This window comes from Heliomicrobium modesticaldum Ice1, assembly GCF_000019165.1.
GTDB lineage: Bacteria > Bacillota > Desulfitobacteriia > Heliobacteriales > Heliobacteriaceae > Heliomicrobium > Heliomicrobium modesticaldum.
This window is the reverse complement of sequence record NC_010337.2, coordinates 2,282,501-2,297,822: the sequence shown is the minus strand read 5'-3', so window position 1 is coordinate 2,297,822 and position 15,322 is coordinate 2,282,501. Positions and strand designations below refer to the sequence as shown.

The 15,322-nt window shown below is 56.7% G+C and carries 12 protein-coding genes, 20 tRNA genes and 1 rRNA gene; all 33 read right to left on the bottom strand.

All coding sequences use genetic code 11. The features are described 5' to 3' along the window. Positions 1-86: 86 nt before the first annotated feature. Positions 87-350: a 30S ribosomal protein S15 gene (gene rpsO, locus HM1_RS10535; RefSeq protein WP_269464925.1), complete on the bottom strand. Its 264-nt coding sequence runs from the start codon at positions 348-350 to the stop codon at positions 87-89. A gap of 87 nt (positions 351-437) precedes the next feature. Then, positions 438-662, bottom strand: a complete 225-nt coding sequence (locus HM1_RS10530) for a hypothetical protein (protein WP_012283351.1) — start codon at positions 660-662, stop codon at positions 438-440. A gap of 16 nt (positions 663-678) precedes the next feature. Further along, the gene (locus HM1_RS10525) at positions 679-885 is read right to left on the bottom strand and encodes a hypothetical protein (RefSeq protein ID WP_012283350.1); all 207 of its coding nucleotides are present in this window, start codon (positions 883-885) and stop codon (positions 679-681) included. 135 nt (positions 886-1,020) lie between these two features. Beyond that, a complete protein-coding gene (locus tag HM1_RS10520; protein WP_049754117.1) occupies positions 1,021-1,995 on the bottom strand; it encodes a bifunctional riboflavin kinase/FAD synthetase in 975 nt (324 codons plus the stop codon). A 9-nt stretch (positions 1,996-2,004) separates the two neighbouring features. Further along, positions 2,005-2,925 (bottom strand): tRNA pseudouridine(55) synthase TruB, encoded by a 921-nt coding sequence (gene truB / locus HM1_RS10515; RefSeq protein ID WP_012283348.1) that lies wholly within the window; start codon positions 2,923-2,925, stop codon positions 2,005-2,007. Further along, positions 2,912-3,901, bottom strand: coding sequence for a DHH family phosphoesterase (locus HM1_RS10510; RefSeq protein ID WP_041313749.1), 990 nt, complete (start codon positions 3,899-3,901; stop codon positions 2,912-2,914). The genes truB and HM1_RS10510 overlap by 14 nt, the downstream gene beginning before the upstream one ends. Next, positions 3,882-4,247, bottom strand: a complete 366-nt coding sequence (gene rbfA, locus HM1_RS10505; protein ID WP_012283346.1) for a 30S ribosome-binding factor RbfA — start codon at positions 4,245-4,247, stop codon at positions 3,882-3,884. The genes HM1_RS10510 and rbfA overlap by 20 nt, the downstream gene beginning before the upstream one ends. A 94-nt stretch (positions 4,248-4,341) precedes the next feature. Next, positions 4,342-7,515, bottom strand: a complete 3,174-nt coding sequence (gene infB, locus HM1_RS10500; protein WP_041313746.1) for a translation initiation factor IF-2 — start codon at positions 7,513-7,515, stop codon at positions 4,342-4,344. A gap of 4 nt (positions 7,516-7,519) precedes the next feature. After that, positions 7,520-7,858, bottom strand: coding sequence for a L7Ae/L30e/S12e/Gadd45 family ribosomal protein (locus HM1_RS10495; protein WP_012283343.1), 339 nt, complete (start codon positions 7,856-7,858; stop codon positions 7,520-7,522). Next, positions 7,858-8,127, bottom strand: a complete 270-nt coding sequence (rnpM, locus tag HM1_RS10490; RefSeq protein WP_012283342.1) for an RNase P modulator RnpM — start codon at positions 8,125-8,127, stop codon at positions 7,858-7,860. Before rnpM ends, HM1_RS10495 begins: the two co-directional genes overlap by 1 nt. Further along, a complete protein-coding gene (gene nusA / locus HM1_RS10485) occupies positions 8,124-9,452 on the bottom strand; it encodes a transcription termination factor NusA (protein ID WP_012283341.1) in 1,329 nt (442 codons plus the stop codon). Before nusA ends, rnpM begins: the two co-directional genes overlap by 4 nt. Positions 9,453-9,479: 27 nt before the next feature. Further along, positions 9,480-9,944 (bottom strand): ribosome maturation factor RimP, encoded by a 465-nt coding sequence (locus tag HM1_RS10480; RefSeq protein ID WP_012283340.1) that lies wholly within the window; start codon positions 9,942-9,944, stop codon positions 9,480-9,482. Between the two features lie 352 nt (positions 9,945-10,296). Further along, a tRNA-Thr gene (locus tag HM1_RS10475) sits at positions 10,297-10,372 on the bottom strand. 4 nt (positions 10,373-10,376) lie between these two features. Next, positions 10,377-10,453, bottom strand: a tRNA-Arg gene (locus tag HM1_RS10470). A gap of 4 nt (positions 10,454-10,457) precedes the next feature. Continuing rightward, positions 10,458-10,532 (bottom strand) — tRNA-Gly (locus HM1_RS10465). Between the two features lie 3 nt (positions 10,533-10,535). After that, positions 10,536-10,622: transfer RNA gene (locus tag HM1_RS10460), tRNA-Leu, on the bottom strand. Positions 10,623-10,652: 30 nt separating this feature from the next. Next, positions 10,653-10,729 (bottom strand) — tRNA-Pro (locus HM1_RS10455). Positions 10,730-10,772: 43 nt separating this feature from the next. After that, positions 10,773-10,863: transfer RNA gene (locus tag HM1_RS10450), tRNA-Ser, on the bottom strand. A 7-nt stretch (positions 10,864-10,870) separates the two neighbouring features. Continuing rightward, positions 10,871-10,947, bottom strand: a tRNA-Asp gene (locus HM1_RS10445). Between the two features lie 5 nt (positions 10,948-10,952). After that, positions 10,953-11,028, bottom strand: a tRNA-Val gene (locus tag HM1_RS10440). A gap of 5 nt (positions 11,029-11,033) precedes the next feature. Then, a tRNA-Glu gene (locus HM1_RS10435) sits at positions 11,034-11,109 on the bottom strand. 4 nt (positions 11,110-11,113) lie between these two features. Then, positions 11,114-11,189 (bottom strand) — tRNA-Lys (locus HM1_RS10430). Positions 11,190-11,206: 17 nt separating this feature from the next. Then, a tRNA-Gln gene (locus HM1_RS10425) sits at positions 11,207-11,281 on the bottom strand. Between the two features lie 4 nt (positions 11,282-11,285). Continuing rightward, positions 11,286-11,370: transfer RNA gene (locus HM1_RS10420), tRNA-Tyr, on the bottom strand. 6 nt (positions 11,371-11,376) lie between these two features. Then, positions 11,377-11,452 (bottom strand) — tRNA-Phe (locus HM1_RS10415). A gap of 3 nt (positions 11,453-11,455) precedes the next feature. Then, a tRNA-Val gene (locus HM1_RS10410) sits at positions 11,456-11,532 on the bottom strand. Between the two features lie 9 nt (positions 11,533-11,541). Then, positions 11,542-11,616, bottom strand: a tRNA-Cys gene (locus HM1_RS10405). A gap of 1 nt (position 11,617) precedes the next feature. Further along, a tRNA-His gene (locus tag HM1_RS10400) sits at positions 11,618-11,693 on the bottom strand. Positions 11,694-11,707: 14 nt separating this feature from the next. Next, positions 11,708-11,781: transfer RNA gene (locus tag HM1_RS10395), tRNA-Gly, on the bottom strand. A 10-nt stretch (positions 11,782-11,791) separates the two neighbouring features. Then, positions 11,792-11,868, bottom strand: a tRNA-Pro gene (locus tag HM1_RS10390). Between the two features lie 6 nt (positions 11,869-11,874). Beyond that, a tRNA-Ser gene (locus tag HM1_RS10385) sits at positions 11,875-11,968 on the bottom strand. 119 nt (positions 11,969-12,087) lie between these two features. After that, positions 12,088-15,004 (bottom strand): 23S ribosomal RNA (locus HM1_RS10380). 238 nt (positions 15,005-15,242) lie between these two features. Continuing rightward, positions 15,243-15,318, bottom strand: a tRNA-Ala gene (locus HM1_RS10375). Positions 15,319-15,322 lie beyond the last annotated feature (4 nt).

Below are 15,322 nucleotides of genomic sequence, written 5' to 3'. Positions count from 1 at the left end.
TCGACGTATATGTTAGTATTTCCTTCCATCATGAAAAAAACTCGCCCATACGCAAGAAAGAACGGGTTACCCCGTTCTTTCCATTTTTAGTGACGAAGCCCGAGCTCGGTCACAAGCTTGCGATAACGCTCGATATCGGTTCGCTTCAAATAAGCCAACAGATTCCGGCGCTGACCAACCATCTTCAGCAGGCCTCGGCGGGAGTGATGGTCCTTCTTGTGGGTTTTCAGGTGCCCCGTCAGGTAGTTGATCCGATCCGTGAGGATGGCGATCTGCACTTCCGGAGATCCCGTGTCTTTTTCATGCTGCTTGAACTTGCCGATGATCTCTTGCTTGCGCACACTGTCCAATGCCATCCATGTCACCTCCTTATACATTATTCTCCAAAAGCCAAGAAAGCCGTCGGAGGGTCGGCTATCTGAGCCGATGGAACACAGTCATTTGCCGATGATGGTGATCACCAGACGCCCGGTGGCGATGTCTTTGATGACGAGATCAAAAACCCGACCGGAACGGGCCACAAATCCACGAAAGCGGGTCGCTGTCGGGATATGCCCGGGGATTTCATGCGCTGCAGCTTCGATGTCATTGACGGAGATCCGATCTTGGCGCAGGTCGTACAGGCGCTTGCGGGCATGGTCGGTTACAATCACGCGCTGCATGACTATCTACCACCGATCAGGCGCCGTCGCTTTTGTCATTCAACAAAGTATACAGGGCGTCCTGAAAGGCCAATCGCGCCGGTTCCTCTGCTCCTGCCATCTGGTAGAGCAGCTCCAGCTCGGATTTCAAAGCCAGGAACTCCTCGCTGGCGCAGATATGGGCCACCTCGCCGGCGATAGCACGGAGTCGCTGGTGATGCTCGTCAATCAACGGCAGTCCCATGGGTGCCTCCTTCCCCGGAGTCACAAAAGACATTTTAGCACAGCCAATTTATGAAGTAAAGGCGAGATGATCAGAAAGCTGTCGGAAAAAAGGCGCTTGTTACGCGCGCGCCGACGCGGTTGAATATTTCGGTGTTTAGATTTCTATGATCCGGTTTGCAAAGATATGTTCCTGCTGGGCGTGGAAAAAATGCCGTGTATCTTGGAGGTCCCTGTGAATCTGTTCCACCAGTTGCTCAGGGCTCTGAAAGCGCATCTCGGGACGCATCCTCCGCAGCAGGTGCAGCGTCAATGTCTGCCCATACAGATCGCCTTCAAAATCGATCAAGTGGGCCTCCACCGTCTCAGCCAACCCCGTGCCAAAGGTCGGCTTAACACCGATGTTGACAACCGCCAAAATCCCCTCAGAGAGGCTGACTGAACGCACCCAGGCGGCATAGACCCCCCGGGCAGGCAGGTACTGTTCCGGCGGCAGTTCTATGTTCGCCGTCCGGAAACCGATGTTCCTTCCCCGCTGATCACCGGGGACGACTGGACCGCGCAGGATCGGCATATAACCCAGCAGATCGGCGGCCCGCTCAATGTCGCCCTTCTCCAGGGCAGCCCGTACAGCCGTAGAGCTGACCGGCTCACCAGCGATGGTCACGGCGTCGATCACCCGCACACGGACCCCGAGGCGATGACCCAGTTCCCAGAGCAGCTCAGGCGTACCTTTGCCGCCACGACCGAAACTGTAGTTGAAACCAACCAGAACCAACTCGGCCCGCAGGTCTTGATGGAGCACCTGCTGCACGAATTCCTCCGGAGACAGCTTGGCCAGGTCCGGATTAAAGGGCAAGATGAGAACAATGTCGACACCGAGGCGTCCTAATAGGCCCGCCTTCACATCCATCGGCGTGATCAATTTAGGCGCCGCTTCGGGCCGGATCAACCGCAGGGGATGGGGGTGAAAGGTCGCGACCACGGCCGTTCCTTGGCTGGCCCGCGCCTTTTTCACCATCTCGGTGATCAGTTTCTGATGGCCCAGATGGACGCCGTCAAAATTGCCCAGTGCTACATAAACATCACCGTAGCGAATGTCGAGGGGACCGTTGTACACGATGGTTTTCATGCCCTATACCTACTTCGATCTGGTTTCCAGACGAGTGAACACTTTCCGTGGCTGGCAAAGCCACTGCTCGTCCTTGCGGATCGCTTGCCCCACCGCCAGCAGCTTCTGCCGCCGGTGCATACGGATCCATTGGCCTTCTGACCAGCCATCGCCCTGCAGGTACTGGGCCAACCCTCGGGAGAGGGCTGCCAGCCGGTTTTCTCCGATTTCCAGCGCCGGCAGGTGGGCAAGGGCTTCAAAAGGGGTGACGATTTGTTCCTTCGGCGGTCCCTCCGCCAAGGATTCCAAAGTGAGGCTGTCTCGCAGGGAAAAAAGACCGCTGCGCGTCCGGATCAGCCACCCCATATGACCGCCACAGCCCAAGCGTTGGCCGATGTCATGGCAGAGCGTCCGGATATAAGTCCCTGCCGAACACTCCACATCGATGACGATTTCCTCAGGGGTCGCCGGATCATAGTGCACGATCTCGATCCGGGAAATGCTCACCGGACGGGCAGACCGTTCCACTTCAATCCCTTGGCGAGCATACTCGTACAACCGTTTGCCGCCGACGGACACCGCTGAAACCATCGGCGGCGTCTGTAGGATCTGACCGCGAAAGGGTCGCAACGTCTCCTCCCAGTCATCGCGGGACAAAGCAGGTACGGCGCCGGTCTTTACAATCCGTCCCGAAGCGTCCTGACTGTCCGTGACAGCGCCCAACCGGAGTTGCGTCCGGTAGGCCTTGTCGACACCCGCCACCAGTTCAATGAGGCGCGTCGCTTGTCCGATAGCGATGGGCAGCACACCGGCAGCATCAGGATCGAGCGTTCCCAGATGGCCGATCCGTTTCTCTTTGAGCAAGCGCCGGGCCTTGGCCACCACATCGTGAGAGGTCATACCTGGCGGTTTTAATAGATTAAGAAATCCCTCTAGCTCAAGCGGTTCCAAGTTTCTCCATCACCGCCTGCACGATCTGCGCTTCCGCTTCTTCCATTCGTCCCATAAAGGTGCACCCTGAAGCGCGCCTGTGTCCTCCCCCGCCGAAACGACAGGCGATGGCGTAGACATCGATATCTCCCTTGGAACGAAAACCAACCTTGATCTCACCGGCGCTGACCTCCCGGAAGAGGAGCGCCACCCGAACACCATCAATGGAACGGGGATAATTGATCAGACCGTCGCAATCGTTCGACCCGGCACCGGAGGCTGCTATCGTTTCCCTGGTAACGCAAAGCCAGGCGACAGTGCCGTCTTTGCTCACCTGCAAGGTAGGCAGCACCGCGGACAACAGGCGGAGATAGGCGAGCGGCTTGCGTTCATAGACCTCTTCGCGGATCTCGTTTGCCCTAGCGCCTAGATCCCGCAGTTCTGCCGCCAGCCGCAGCGTATCGGCCGTGGTGTTGGCGTACTGGAAAGAGCCGGTGTCGGTCATCAACGCCGTATACAGGGCTGTCGCCACGTCCGGCGTGATCTTCCACCCGGCCTCCCGGCACAAGGTGTAGATCATCTCTCCACAGGCCGGCGCGGCGGGGTCAAGCCAGTTGACATCGCCAAAGCGGCTATTGCCGATATGATGATCGATATTCACCACAGGGACATTCCCGTCGAGGAACCGGACAGCCTCGCCGATCCGCCCTAGATCGGCGCTATCAAGAACGACGATCACATCCGGCTGAAAGGGCGGCATAGTATTGGCGTGATACAGCCGTGAGAGGTTGGGCAGAAAGCGATATCCCACAGGTGCGGGGTCTTCGCAGAAAGCTACCGTTTCCTTGCCTTCTGCCAGAAGAGCCGACAGCATGGCGCTGACCGAACCAAGGCAATCGCCGTCAGGAACCTTGTGGACGATCAGGAGGATGCGGGACGCTGCCGACAAGTGCACGAGCACCTGCCCCAGATCCCCCTCAGCGGGGGGCTTCTGCATCATCATGGTTCTCCATCTCGGTCAACAGCCGGGCGATCCGGGTTCCCCGCTCGATAGACAGATCAGAGAGGAACACCAGTTCCGGCACATAGCGGACCCGCAGCGACTTCGAAAGTTCCGTGCGCAGAAAACCGGTCGCCTGCTTCAGCGCTGCCTGAGAATTGTCGCGGGCGCTTTCATCTCCCATAACGCTAACATACACTTTGGCATGCCGGCCGTCGCCTGACACCTCGACGGCGGTAATGCTGACAAAGCCCAGGCGAGGGTCTTTCATCTCATCGCGAAGCAGTCTCGCCAGTTCACGTTTGATCTCTTCAGCCATGCGGGCCATCCGATGACCGGCCATGGTCGTCAACTCCTCCACTCGACAGCCTTGGGGAGGGGTCTCCCCCTCCCTGTGCGACGATCAATACTTAGATCACAATGTAGACGAACATAGGTTAATCGATCTTACGCTGTACTTTTTCGATGATAAAGAATTCGAGCGTGTCATGCTCCCGGATGTCATTGAAGTTCTCGATGCCGATGCCGCACTCGTAACCTTCGGCAACTTCCTTAACATCGTCTTTGAAGCGCTTCAGAGAGTCCAACTTGCCTTCATGGATGACGATGCCGTCGCGGATGACACGAACCTCAGCGTTGCGGGTAACCTTGCCGTCGAGGACATAGCAACCGGCGATGGTGCCCGCCTTAGGCACTTTGAAAGTGGCCCGAACCTCGGCGTGGCCCTGAACAACTTCTTTCTCTTCCGGTTCCAGCATGCCCGACATGGCGGCTTTGATGTCCTCGGTGGCGTCGTAAATGACGCGGTAGAGACGGATATCGACCTGTTGCGCTTCCGCCGCTTTCCGGCTGTTGGCGTCAGGACGGACGTTGAAGCCGATGATGATGGCGTTAGATGCCGCTGCCAGCATGACATCGGTCTCGGTAATGGCACCGACGCCGCCATGGACGCAGTTGACACGCACCTCATCAGTAGAGAGCCGCTCCAGGGCGCCTTTCAACGCCTCGACCGAACCCTGTACATCGGCTTTGACGATAACGTTCAGGTCCTTGACCTGGCCTTCTTTGATCTGTTTGAACAGGTCATCGAGGGAGACCTTGGAGGTCCGCTTCTGTTCCTCTTCCTTGCGTTTGTTGACCCGCTCCGAAATGACCTGTTTGGCCAGTTTTTCCTCAGTGACGACGCTGAAGGTATCACCCGCCTGGGGCACGTCGGAAAGACCGAGCACCTCGACAGGCATAGACGGTTCTGCTTTCTTCACCCGGCGCCCTTTGTCATCGATCATGGCGCGAACTTTCCCCACGGCTGTGCCGGCGACGATGACATCGCCGATATTGAGGGTGCCTTTTTGTACGAGGACAGTAGCCACAGGCCCCCGTCCCTTGTCCAGTTGGGCTTCGATGACGGTGCCGCGGGCTGCCCGTTCGGGGTTGGCCTTCAGGTCCTGAACTTCAGCTACCAACAGGATCATCTCGAGCAATTGATCGATATTCTGGCGAGCTTTCGCAGAGACGGGAACGGCGATCGTATCACCGCCCCATTCTTCGACAACGAGTCCGTATTCGGTCAGTTCCTGTTTTACCCGGTCAGGGTTGGCATCAGGCTTGTCGATCTTGTTGATGGCGACAACGATGGGCACACCAGCTGCTTTCGCATGGTTGATGGCTTCCACCGTCTGGGGCATGACGCCGTCATCGGCGGCGACGACCAGAATGGCGATATCGGTCACCTGAGCGCCGCGAGCGCGCATGGCCGTAAAGGCCTCGTGGCCGGGCGTATCAAGGAAGGTGATTTTCTTGCCGTCGATCTCAACCTGATAAGCGCCGATGTGTTGGGTGATGCCGCCGGCTTCCGAGGCGATGACATTGGTCTCACGGATGGCGTCGAGCAGCGACGTTTTGCCGTGGTCGACATGGCCCATGACTGTGACAACTGGCGGGCGATGAATCAAATTCTCATCAGTTTCTTCCGGTTCCTCGGCGAGGATTTCCTCGGCGGTAACCGATTTTCTGACCTCGACGGTGATGCCCCAATCGGCGGCGAGGATCGAAGCCGTATCAGCGTCGATCTCTTGGTTGATCGTGGCCAATACGCCTAGTTGCATGAGCTTCTTGATGATGTCGGTCACCGTCTTACCCATGGCCTGAGAGAGTTCGAGCACAGTTACCGATTCGTCGATGAGGATATGCTTCGGCGCTTCCGCTTCTATCTGGCGAACATTCTTTTTACCTTTGGACTGGCTGCGCGGGTGGATCAGTTTTGCGCCGGGACGGTCTTCATAACGGTGATCATGTTCTTTGGGCTGCACCTTGTGGTTGGCGTGACGCTGACGGCCGTCTTTTTTCGGCACATCCGTCGTCTCGGGAGGTTTGGGGATAGCCGACTTGGGGATCGGTCGTCCGCCGGGACGACCTTGACCCACCGGCGGACGTCCAGGGCCGCCGAGCCCGCCGGGGCGACCGACGCCGGGGCGAGGACCGGCGAAGCCGGCGCCTTCAGGACGGGGCGGGCGCGGAGCGCCAGGACCGCCGGGACGAGGACCGCCAATGGCGCCTTGCGGACGGGGACCGCCTTGGCCCATGCCGGTGCCGCCAGGACGAGGGCCGCCGAGGCCGCCTTGCGGACGGGGACCGCCTTGACCCATGCTGGTGCCGCCGGGGCGGGGACCGCTGAAGCCGCCTTCGGGACGAGGCGGACGGGAACCGCCTTCGCCGCGCTGGCCTTCCGGACGAGGCGGACGAGAGCCGCCTTCGCCGCGCTGGCCTTCCGGACGAGGCGGACGGGAGCCGCCTTCGCCGCGCTGGCCTTCCGGACGAGGCGGACGGGAACCGCCTTCGCCGCGCTGGCCTTCCGGACGAGGCGGACGGGAGCCGCCTTCGCCGCGCTGGCCTTCCGGACGAGGCGGACGGGAGCCGCCTTCGCCGCGCTGACCTTCCGGACGAGGCGGACGGGAGCCGCCTTCGCCGCGCTGGCCTTCCGGACGAGGCGGACGGGAGCCGCCTTCGCCGCGCTGGCCTTCCGGACGAGGCGGACGGGAGCCGCCTTCGCCGCGCTGGCCTTCCGGACGAGGCGGACGGGAGCCGCCTTCGCCGCGCTGGCCTTCCGGACGAGGCGGACGGGAGCCGCCTTCGCTGCGCTGGCCTTCCGGACGAGGCGGACGGGAGCCGCCTTCGCTGCGCTGGCCTTCCGGACGAGGCGGACGGGAGCCGCCTTCGCTGCGCTGGCCTTCCGGACGGGAACCGCCTTCACCGCGCTGACCTTCCGGACGGGGCGGACGAGAGCCGTCTTCGCCGCGCTGGCCTTCCGAGCGGGGCGGTCTAACGTCTTCATCCCTTTGTTCTTCTGGCCGGATGGGGCCTTCATGACGACGGCTTTCTGCCGGTGTTTTCAGCGCCTCTTCTTTCGGGGCCGTCTTATGTTGCTCTTCACCAGAACGGGCAGAAGCCGTGCCCTTGCCTTTAAACAGCGGCATTATCTTCTCGATATCACCATCTTCAATGGTGCTCAAATTATTCTTCACATCAATACCTAACTCATTGAATTTGGACAAAAGAGTCTTGCTCTCAACACCCAAATCCCGGGCCAATTCAAAAACTCGTTTTTTGACCATTCTGTCACCTCCGCAATATTTGGCCGGATTCGGCTGTGGTTTCGTGTACCGCCTTATGGATTGCTTTGGCAAAACCCTCATCGAGAACAGCCACCAACGTCCGAGGCGAAAGACCGATTGCCTGACCTATGACCTCTTTCTGGCCATAGGTGACCGTCGGGATCCCCAGGTCCCCACACCAGTGGCTGTACTTCTGAACGACACCGGCGGAGGCGTCTTCCGTGAAGAGCAGGAGGAAGACCTTTTGCTTTTTCAGGTTGGCTTCCACCGCGCTGTCTCCAGCGGCGATTTTTCCGGCCCGACGAGCGAGACCGAGCAATCCATGGACCTTGTCCGTAACCATCAAACCTCTCCCATTTGCACTTTCAGGGCGTCCACGACCTCCGGCGATATAGGCAGGCGCAGCGCTTTTTCCAGTCGCTTCGCTTTGATCGCCTTTGTCAAGCAACCTGTATTTGAACAAATATAGGCGCCTCGGCCCGACTTTTTTCCAGTCGGATCGAGAAGAATCGCACCTTCAGGGGTTCGAACGACACGAATCAACGCTTTCTTGTCTCTCATCTCCCCGCAGCCAACACACATCCGTTGGGGTATTTTACGAAGGCGATTCATTTTTTCCCTCCAGAGGTAGGAGCGCCTGGTTTTTTATCATTGGTCAACTCAGGAAAATCCTGAGGAATTTTTGCATCGTCAGCCTCTTCTTCATAACCATCTTCGTATTCTTCTGGATATTCCTCGTAGCAATCGTAGTTGTCATCGTAAGTCCCGTCATAGGCATCATCGTAAGCTTCTTCGTCATAGGCATCATCGTATGCTTCGTTATAATCCTCGCCAACCTGTTCATCAAAATCTTCATATTCGGCATCATAATTTTCATCATGATCGATGAAAGCTGCTTTCGCCGTTTTGACTTGGCTTTCACTCTTGATATCGATTTTCCAGCCTGTCAGTTTGGCGGCCAAGCGGGCGTTTTGCCCTTCCTTCCCGATGGCCAGCGACAGTTGATAGTCAGGCACGACAACGCGAGCCACCTTTTCTTCTTCGATGATATCTACAGAGACCACCTTGGCCGGGCTGAGGGCGTTGGCTACAAACTTGGCCGGGTCGGGATTCCACTTGACGATATCGATTTTCTCGCCCTTGAGCTCATTGACGACGGCTTGCACCCGCATCCCTTTGGGACCAACACAAGCACCGACAGGATCGACATTTTCATCTTTGGAATAGACAGCGATCTTGGAACGGGCGCCAGCTTCCCGAGAAGCGGCTTTTAACTCGACTGTGCCGTCATGGATCTCGGGCACTTCTAACTCAAAAAGCCGTTTCAGCAGTCCGGGATGAGTCCGGGATATCAAGACCTGCGGGCCCTTCGTTGTCTTTTTCACTTCCACAATATACGCCTTGATCCGATCATTGTGTCGATATGTTTCGCCGTTCATCTGTTCCGATGGCGCCAAGAGCGCTTCAACTTTACCTAAATCTACAAATACGTTTTTATTCTCTGTTCGTTGCACGATCCCGGTGACAATATCGCCCTCGCGGTTGGAGAATTCCTCATAGATCATGCCGCGTTCAGCTTCGCGGATCCGTTGGACCACTACCTGTTTAGCTGTCTGGGCGGCGATGCGTCCGAATTCTCGAGGAGTAACCTCTGTCTCAATCACATCGTTAACCTGATAGTTGGGGTCGATCCTTTGCGCGTCTGCTAGTAATACCTCGACGCGGGGATCGGTGAGCTCCTCAACGATCAATTTGCGTGAGTAGACCTTGAACTCGCCCGTTGACCGGTCGATATGAACGCGAACATTCTGCAAGGAGCCGAAGTTTTTCTTGTACGCGGAGATAAGTGCTGCCTCAATGGCTTCGAGCAGTATCTCTTTAGATATCCCCTTCTCCCGTTCCAAATCTTTGAGGGCAGTCAAAAATTCGACATTCATCGGGATGCCTCCTAATTCAGTTGTCAGTTAAAAACCAGGATATAAACGAACAGAGGAAACCTGCGTCAGCGGGATTGCCATTTCCTCGTCATTTTTCCTTATCAAGATAGAAGTTTCATTTTTGCCGGCCAATTCTCCCAGGTGTTCTTTGGCGCCCATCACCGGAGCAAAAGTGGTGATGCGGACGGTCTCTCCCCGAAACCGCTCGTAATCCCGGTCCGATTTCAACGGTCGATCGATCCCGGGTGAAGACACCTCAAGCGAATAGCTATGAGCTACAGGATCCTCCCGGTCAAGGATCTCGTCGATGCGCCGGCTGACTTCTTGGCAGTCTTCCATCTCGATGCCGGCTTCCTTATCGATAAAGATGCGTAAGTACCAGTTCCCTCCTTCCTTCACCCACTCGACATCGATTAGTTCCAACCCCAGTTCCTCCACAATCGGCATTGCCCAGGCGGATACCCGATCTTCTAAACGCACCTTGCCGGACATTATAATCCTCCTTACGGTTCTCTTGCAGTCACAAAGCTGTTTTAGTAGCAGCTTGAGAATTCTCCATAGTTTCACCGGAATAGAAATGATCCATTCTCGTGAGAGCTCGCCGGGATGGGGTTTACAAACGGAAAGAGTGGGCTAGGTACCCACTCCTTCGAAAGCTACAATAACACGCATCGTTGTCGCCAAACGCCTCGTCTGCCAAAGATTCCTTCCCCTGTCGGAAAGGCACTAGCGATAGTATAGCACGGTGTTACTACCAACGCAAGCCCGGTGATATTTTTTAAAGAGGTAACGTCATAAAAAAAATCCTGCCGGAATCATCCGACAGGTTCTTTCACTTTAATACTGGAGCCACCGACCGGGATTGAACCGGTGACCTTATCCTTACCAAGGATACGCTCTACCGACTGAGCTACGGCGGCAAAATGGCGCGCCCGGGAGGATTCGAACCTCCGACCTCTTGATTCGTAGTCAATTACTCTATCCAGCTGAGCTACGGGCGCATGATGGAGCGGAAGACGAGATTCGAACTCGCGACCCTCGCCTTGGCAAGGCGATGCTCTACCACTGAGCTACTTCCGCATTTGGTGCGGTCGAGAGGACTTGAACCTCCACAGCCTTGCGACCACTAGAACCTGAATCTAGCGCGTCTGCCAATTCCGCCACGACCGCACGAGGAATGGGAGATATTGAAAGCGACAATGGTCGGAGCGACACGATTTGAACGTGCGACCTCTACCACCCCAAGGTAGCGCTCTACCAAACTGAGCTACGCCCCGACAAGAAGATAGGCGGCGTTTAAACCGACTACCAAGGAAGACATGGCGGAGTGGGTGGGATTTGAACCCACGCTGGCCTTACGACCACTAACGATTTAGCAAACCGTCCTCTTCAGCCACTTGAGTACCACTCCAGATAGATGGCGGAGCAGACGGGATTCGAACCCGCGATCTCCAGCGTGACAGGCTGGCATGTTAGGCCTCTACACCACTGCTCCATAATTGGTGGGCGATGACAGGATCGAACTGCCGACATCCTGCTTGTAAGGCAGGCGCTCTCCCAGCTGAGCTAATCGCCCAACAATGGTGACCCGTAGGGGATTCGAACCCCTGTTACCGCCGTGAAAGGGCGGTGTCTTAGACCGCTTGACCAACGGGCCAGCATGGTGATCCATGCTGGACTCGAACCAGCGACACCCTGATTAAAAGTCAGGTGCTCTACCAACTGAGCTAATGGATCTAAAAAAAGAGGGGAAATGGCTGGGGTGGCTGGATTCGAACCAACGAATGGCGGAGTCAAAGTCCGCTGCCTTACCGCTTGGCTACACCCCAATGATGGTGGAGGGAGAAGGATTCGAACCTTCGAAGGCAGAGCCGGCAGATTTACAGTCTGCTCCCTTTGGCCACTCGGGAATCCCTCCGTGACGTGGTGCCTCGGGGCGGAATCGAACCACCGACACGAGGATTTTCAGTCCTCTGCTCTACCAACTGAGCTACCGAGGCAGATGGTGGGCGATAACGGAATCGAACCGCTGACCTCTTGCATGTCAAGCAAGCGCTCTAACCATCTGAGCTAATCGCCCAAAATATTTTGGAGGCGGCACCCAGATTCGAACTGGGGAATGAAGGTTTTGCAGACCTTTGCCTTACCACTTGGCTATGCCGCCATGGGGTGGCTGATGGGACTTGAACCCACGAGTGCCGGAGCCACAATCCGGTGCGTTAACCACTTCGCCACAGCCACCATAATGATTTGAATGGAGCGGGTGATGGGAATCGAACCCACGTAGCTAGCTTGGAAGGCTAGTGCTCTACCATTGAGCTACACCCGCATGTGTTGTATGGTCGGAGTGACACGACTTGAACGTGCGGCCTCCTGCTCCCGAAGCAGGCGCTCTACCAAACTGAGCTACACCCCGATAAAATGGCGGAGAGAAAGGGATTCGAACCCTTGAGACAGGTTTTGCCCGCCTACACGATTTCCAATCGTGCGCCTTCGACCAGCTCGGCCATCTCTCCATGCGTCTCTGCCTTATCATATTAGCGATACAAGGCAAATGACCTTACTTATCGTTTGTTTAAGGGTTTGCCCCTTAAAAACCACACAGAGGAATTATATCATACACGATTTCGCGCAAAAGGTCAAGTCCTCGACCGATTCGTACCCGTCGACTGAACGCCTCGCGGCGCGTACATCTCGGGCCGATCTACCAGGTCATCCTCCTGGGGTCTTACCTCTTTCGAGTGGGAAGTCTCATCTTTGGGTCGGTTTCGCGCTTAGATGCTTTCAGCGCTTATCCGCTCCCGACATAGCTACCCAGCGCTGCCGTTGGCACGACAACTGGGACACCAGCGGTCGGTCCACCCCGGTCCTCTCGTACTAGGGGCAGCTCCCGTCAAACTTCCTTCGCCTGCGATGGATAGGGACCGAACTGTCTCACGACGTTCTGAACCCAGCTCACGTACCGCTTTAATGGGCGAACAGCCCAACCCTTGGGACCTACTTCAGCCCCAGGATGCGATGAGCCGACATCGAGGTGCCAAACCTCCCCGTCGATGTGGACTCTTGGGGGAGATAAGCCTGTTATCCCCGAGGTAGCTTTTATCCGTTGAGCGACGGCATTTCCACTCACATACCGCCGGATCACTAAGCCCGACTTTCGTCCCTGCTCGACTTGTCTGTCTCGCAGTCAAGCTCCCTTATGCCTTTGCACTCTTTAGACTGATTTCCAACCAGTCTGAGGGAACCTTTGGGCGCCTCCGTTACCTTTTAGGAGGCGACCGCCCCAGTCAAACTGCCCACCTGACACGGTCCCTGCGCCCGCTTCAGGGCGCCAGGTTAGAACTTCAGTGCATTCAGAGTGGTATCCCACCGTCGACTCCACCAAACCTGGCGGCCTGGCTTCCACGTCTCCCACCTATCCTGTACAAAACACACCAAAATCCAATGTCAGGCTACAGTAAAGCTCTACGGGGTCTTTCTGTCCTATCGCAGGTAACCCGCTTCTTCACGGGTAGATCAATTTCGCCGAGTCCCTCGTTGAGACAGTGCCCAGATCGTTACGCCTTTCGTGCGGGTCGGAACTTACCCGACAAGGAATTTCGCTACCTTAGGACCGTTATAGTTACGGCCGCCGTTTACTGGGGCTTCGGTTCAAAGCGTTAACCTCTCCCCTTAACCTTCCAGCACCGGGCAGGCGTCAGCCCCTATACGTCACCTTGCGGTTTGGCAGGGACCTGTGTGTTTTGCTAAACAGTCGCCTGGGCCTCTTCACTGCGACTCCCTCGATGCTATGATGTCATAGCTCGCCGGAGTACCCCTTCTCCCGAAGTTACGGGGTCATTTTGCCGAGTTCCTTAACGAGGGTTTGCTCGCGCGCCTGAGGATTCTCTCCTCGCCTACCTGTGTCGGTTTGCGGTACGGGCACGTTGTCTCTCCCTAGAGGCTTTTCTTGGCAGTCTGGAATCAGTGACTTCGCTACTAAGGTTCGCTCCCCGTCAGACCTTCGCGTTGATGAGCGACGGATTTGCCTATCGCTCCGCTACCGTCTTTGGCCATGCTCGACCGGCGGCATGGTTCACCTATCCTCCTGCGTCCCCCCATCGGTCAAACGATCCAACGTGGTACAGGAATCTCCACCTGTTGTCCATCACCTACGCCTTTCGGCCTCGGCTTAGGTCCCGACTTACCCTGGGCGGACGAGCCTTCCCCAGGAAACCTTAGGCTTGCGGCGGGCAGGATTCTCACCTGCCTTTTCGCGTACTCATACCGGCATTCTCACTTCCTTGCGCTCCACCCAGCCTTCCGGCTGAACTTCTACGCCCAAGGAACGCTCCCCTACCCAAGACTTACGTCTTGCCGAAGCTTCGGCGGCCTGTTTAGCCCCGTGTCATTTTCCGCGCAGCGTCACTCGACCAGTGAGCTATTACGCACTCTTTCAATGATGGCTGCTTCTAAGCCAACATCCTGGTTGTCTGGGCAACGCCACATCGTTTTCCACTTAACAGGCACTTGGGGGCCTTAGCTGTCGGTCTGGGCTGTTTCCCTCTTGACGACGGATCTTAGCACTCGCCGTCTGACTCCCGGGCATAAATGCGGGCATTCTGAGTTTGACAGGGTTCGGTAACCGGTGAAGGCCCCTAGCCCTATCAGCGCTTTACCTCCCGCATTCTTGTATCCCGAGGCTAGCCCTAAAGCTATTTCGGGGAGAACCAGCTATCTCCGGGTTCGATTGGAATTTCTCCCCTACCCACACCTCATCCGCCGACTTTTCAACGTCGGTCGGTTCGGGCCTCCACGAAGTTTTACCTCCGCTTCACCCTGGACATGGGTAGATCACCCGGTTTCGGGTCTGCAGCCACGAACTATGCGCCCTGTTCAGACTCGCTTTCGCTTCGGCTTCGGCTTTTCGCCTTAACCTTGCTCGTGACCGCAACTCGCCGGTTCATTCTACAAAAGGCACGCCATCACGGTTAAACCGCTCTGACTGCTTGTAAGCATACGGTTTCAGGTTCTCTTTCACTCCCCTTCCGGGGTGCTTTTCACCTTTCCCTCACGGTACTTGTGCACTATCGGTCGCTGAGGAGTATTTAGCCTTGGAGGGTGGTCCCCCCGGATTCCCACGGGATTTCACGTGCCCCGCGGTACTTGGGATCCCTTCTATCCTTCTTGCCTTTTCGCCTACAGGGGTGTTACCTGCTGTGCCGGGCCTTTCCAGACCGCTTCGACTAAGACAATTGGGACATAGTGAAGGTCCCGCAACCCCGCCTCCGAAGAGGCGGTTTAGGCTCTTCCCCTTTCGCTCGCCGCTACTGAGGGAATCTCGGTTGATTTCTTTTCCTCCGGGTACTGAGATGTTTCAGTTCCCCGGGTTGGCCTCCCACGCCTATCGATTCAGCGGGGGATACTTGGATATGACTCCAAGTGGGTTGCCCCATTCGGGTATCCACGGATCGAGGCCTGCTTGCGGCTCCCCGTGGCTTTTCGCAGCTGTCCGCACCCTTCTTCGCCTCTCAGCGCCTAGGCATCCGCCGTATGCCCTTACTAACTTGACCTTATAATCGATTATTGTCGTAGCAACCTATCCGTCGCTCGTTAAAACCTCTTGTCTGGATCACGCTATCTAAACGTCTCGTATAGACGAGCCCCTAGAAGCATGACCATCCAAAAAAGTCTGTAAAACGACGGCATCGATCACTTCGACCATAACCGCTTGCGCTTTACTTATCCTCTGTGCAGTTTTCAAGGAGCAAAGGGCGCCACCGTAAAGGTGGCAGGAAAGATTTATTGGTATGGTGGAGCTAAGCGGGATCGAACCGCTGACCTCTTGAATGCCATTCAAGCGCTCTCCCAGCTGAGCTATAGCCCCATGT

Bases quoted from the DNA above. Each gene is read 5' to 3' on its own strand.
- infB (WP_041313746.1), bottom strand. From the start codon at position 7,515: ATGGTCAAAAAACGAGTTTTTGAATTGGCCCGGGATTTGGGTGTTGAG.
- HM1_RS10510 (WP_041313749.1), bottom strand. From the start codon at position 3,901: ATGCAGAAGCCCCCCGCTGAGGGGGATCTGGGGCAGGTGCTCGTGCAC.
- HM1_RS10520 (WP_049754117.1), bottom strand. From the start codon at position 1,995: ATGAAAACCATCGTGTACAACGGTCCCCTCGACATTCGCTACGGTGAT.
- HM1_RS10525 (WP_012283350.1), bottom strand. From the start codon at position 885: ATGGGACTGCCGTTGATTGACGAGCATCACCAGCGACTCCGTGCTATC.
- nusA (WP_012283341.1), bottom strand. From the start codon at position 9,452: ATGAATGTCGAATTTTTGACTGCCCTCAAAGATTTGGAACGGGAGAAG.
- HM1_RS10495 (WP_012283343.1), bottom strand. From the start codon at position 7,858: ATGGTTACGGACAAGGTCCATGGATTGCTCGGTCTCGCTCGTCGGGCC.
- rnpM (WP_012283342.1), bottom strand. From the start codon at position 8,127: ATGAATCGCCTTCGTAAAATACCCCAACGGATGTGTGTTGGCTGCGGG.
- HM1_RS10530 (WP_012283351.1), bottom strand. From the start codon at position 662: ATGCAGCGCGTGATTGTAACCGACCATGCCCGCAAGCGCCTGTACGAC.
- rbfA (WP_012283346.1), bottom strand. From the start codon at position 4,247: ATGGCCGGTCATCGGATGGCCCGCATGGCTGAAGAGATCAAACGTGAA.
- HM1_RS10480 (WP_012283340.1), bottom strand. From the start codon at position 9,944: ATGTCCGGCAAGGTGCGTTTAGAAGATCGGGTATCCGCCTGGGCAATG.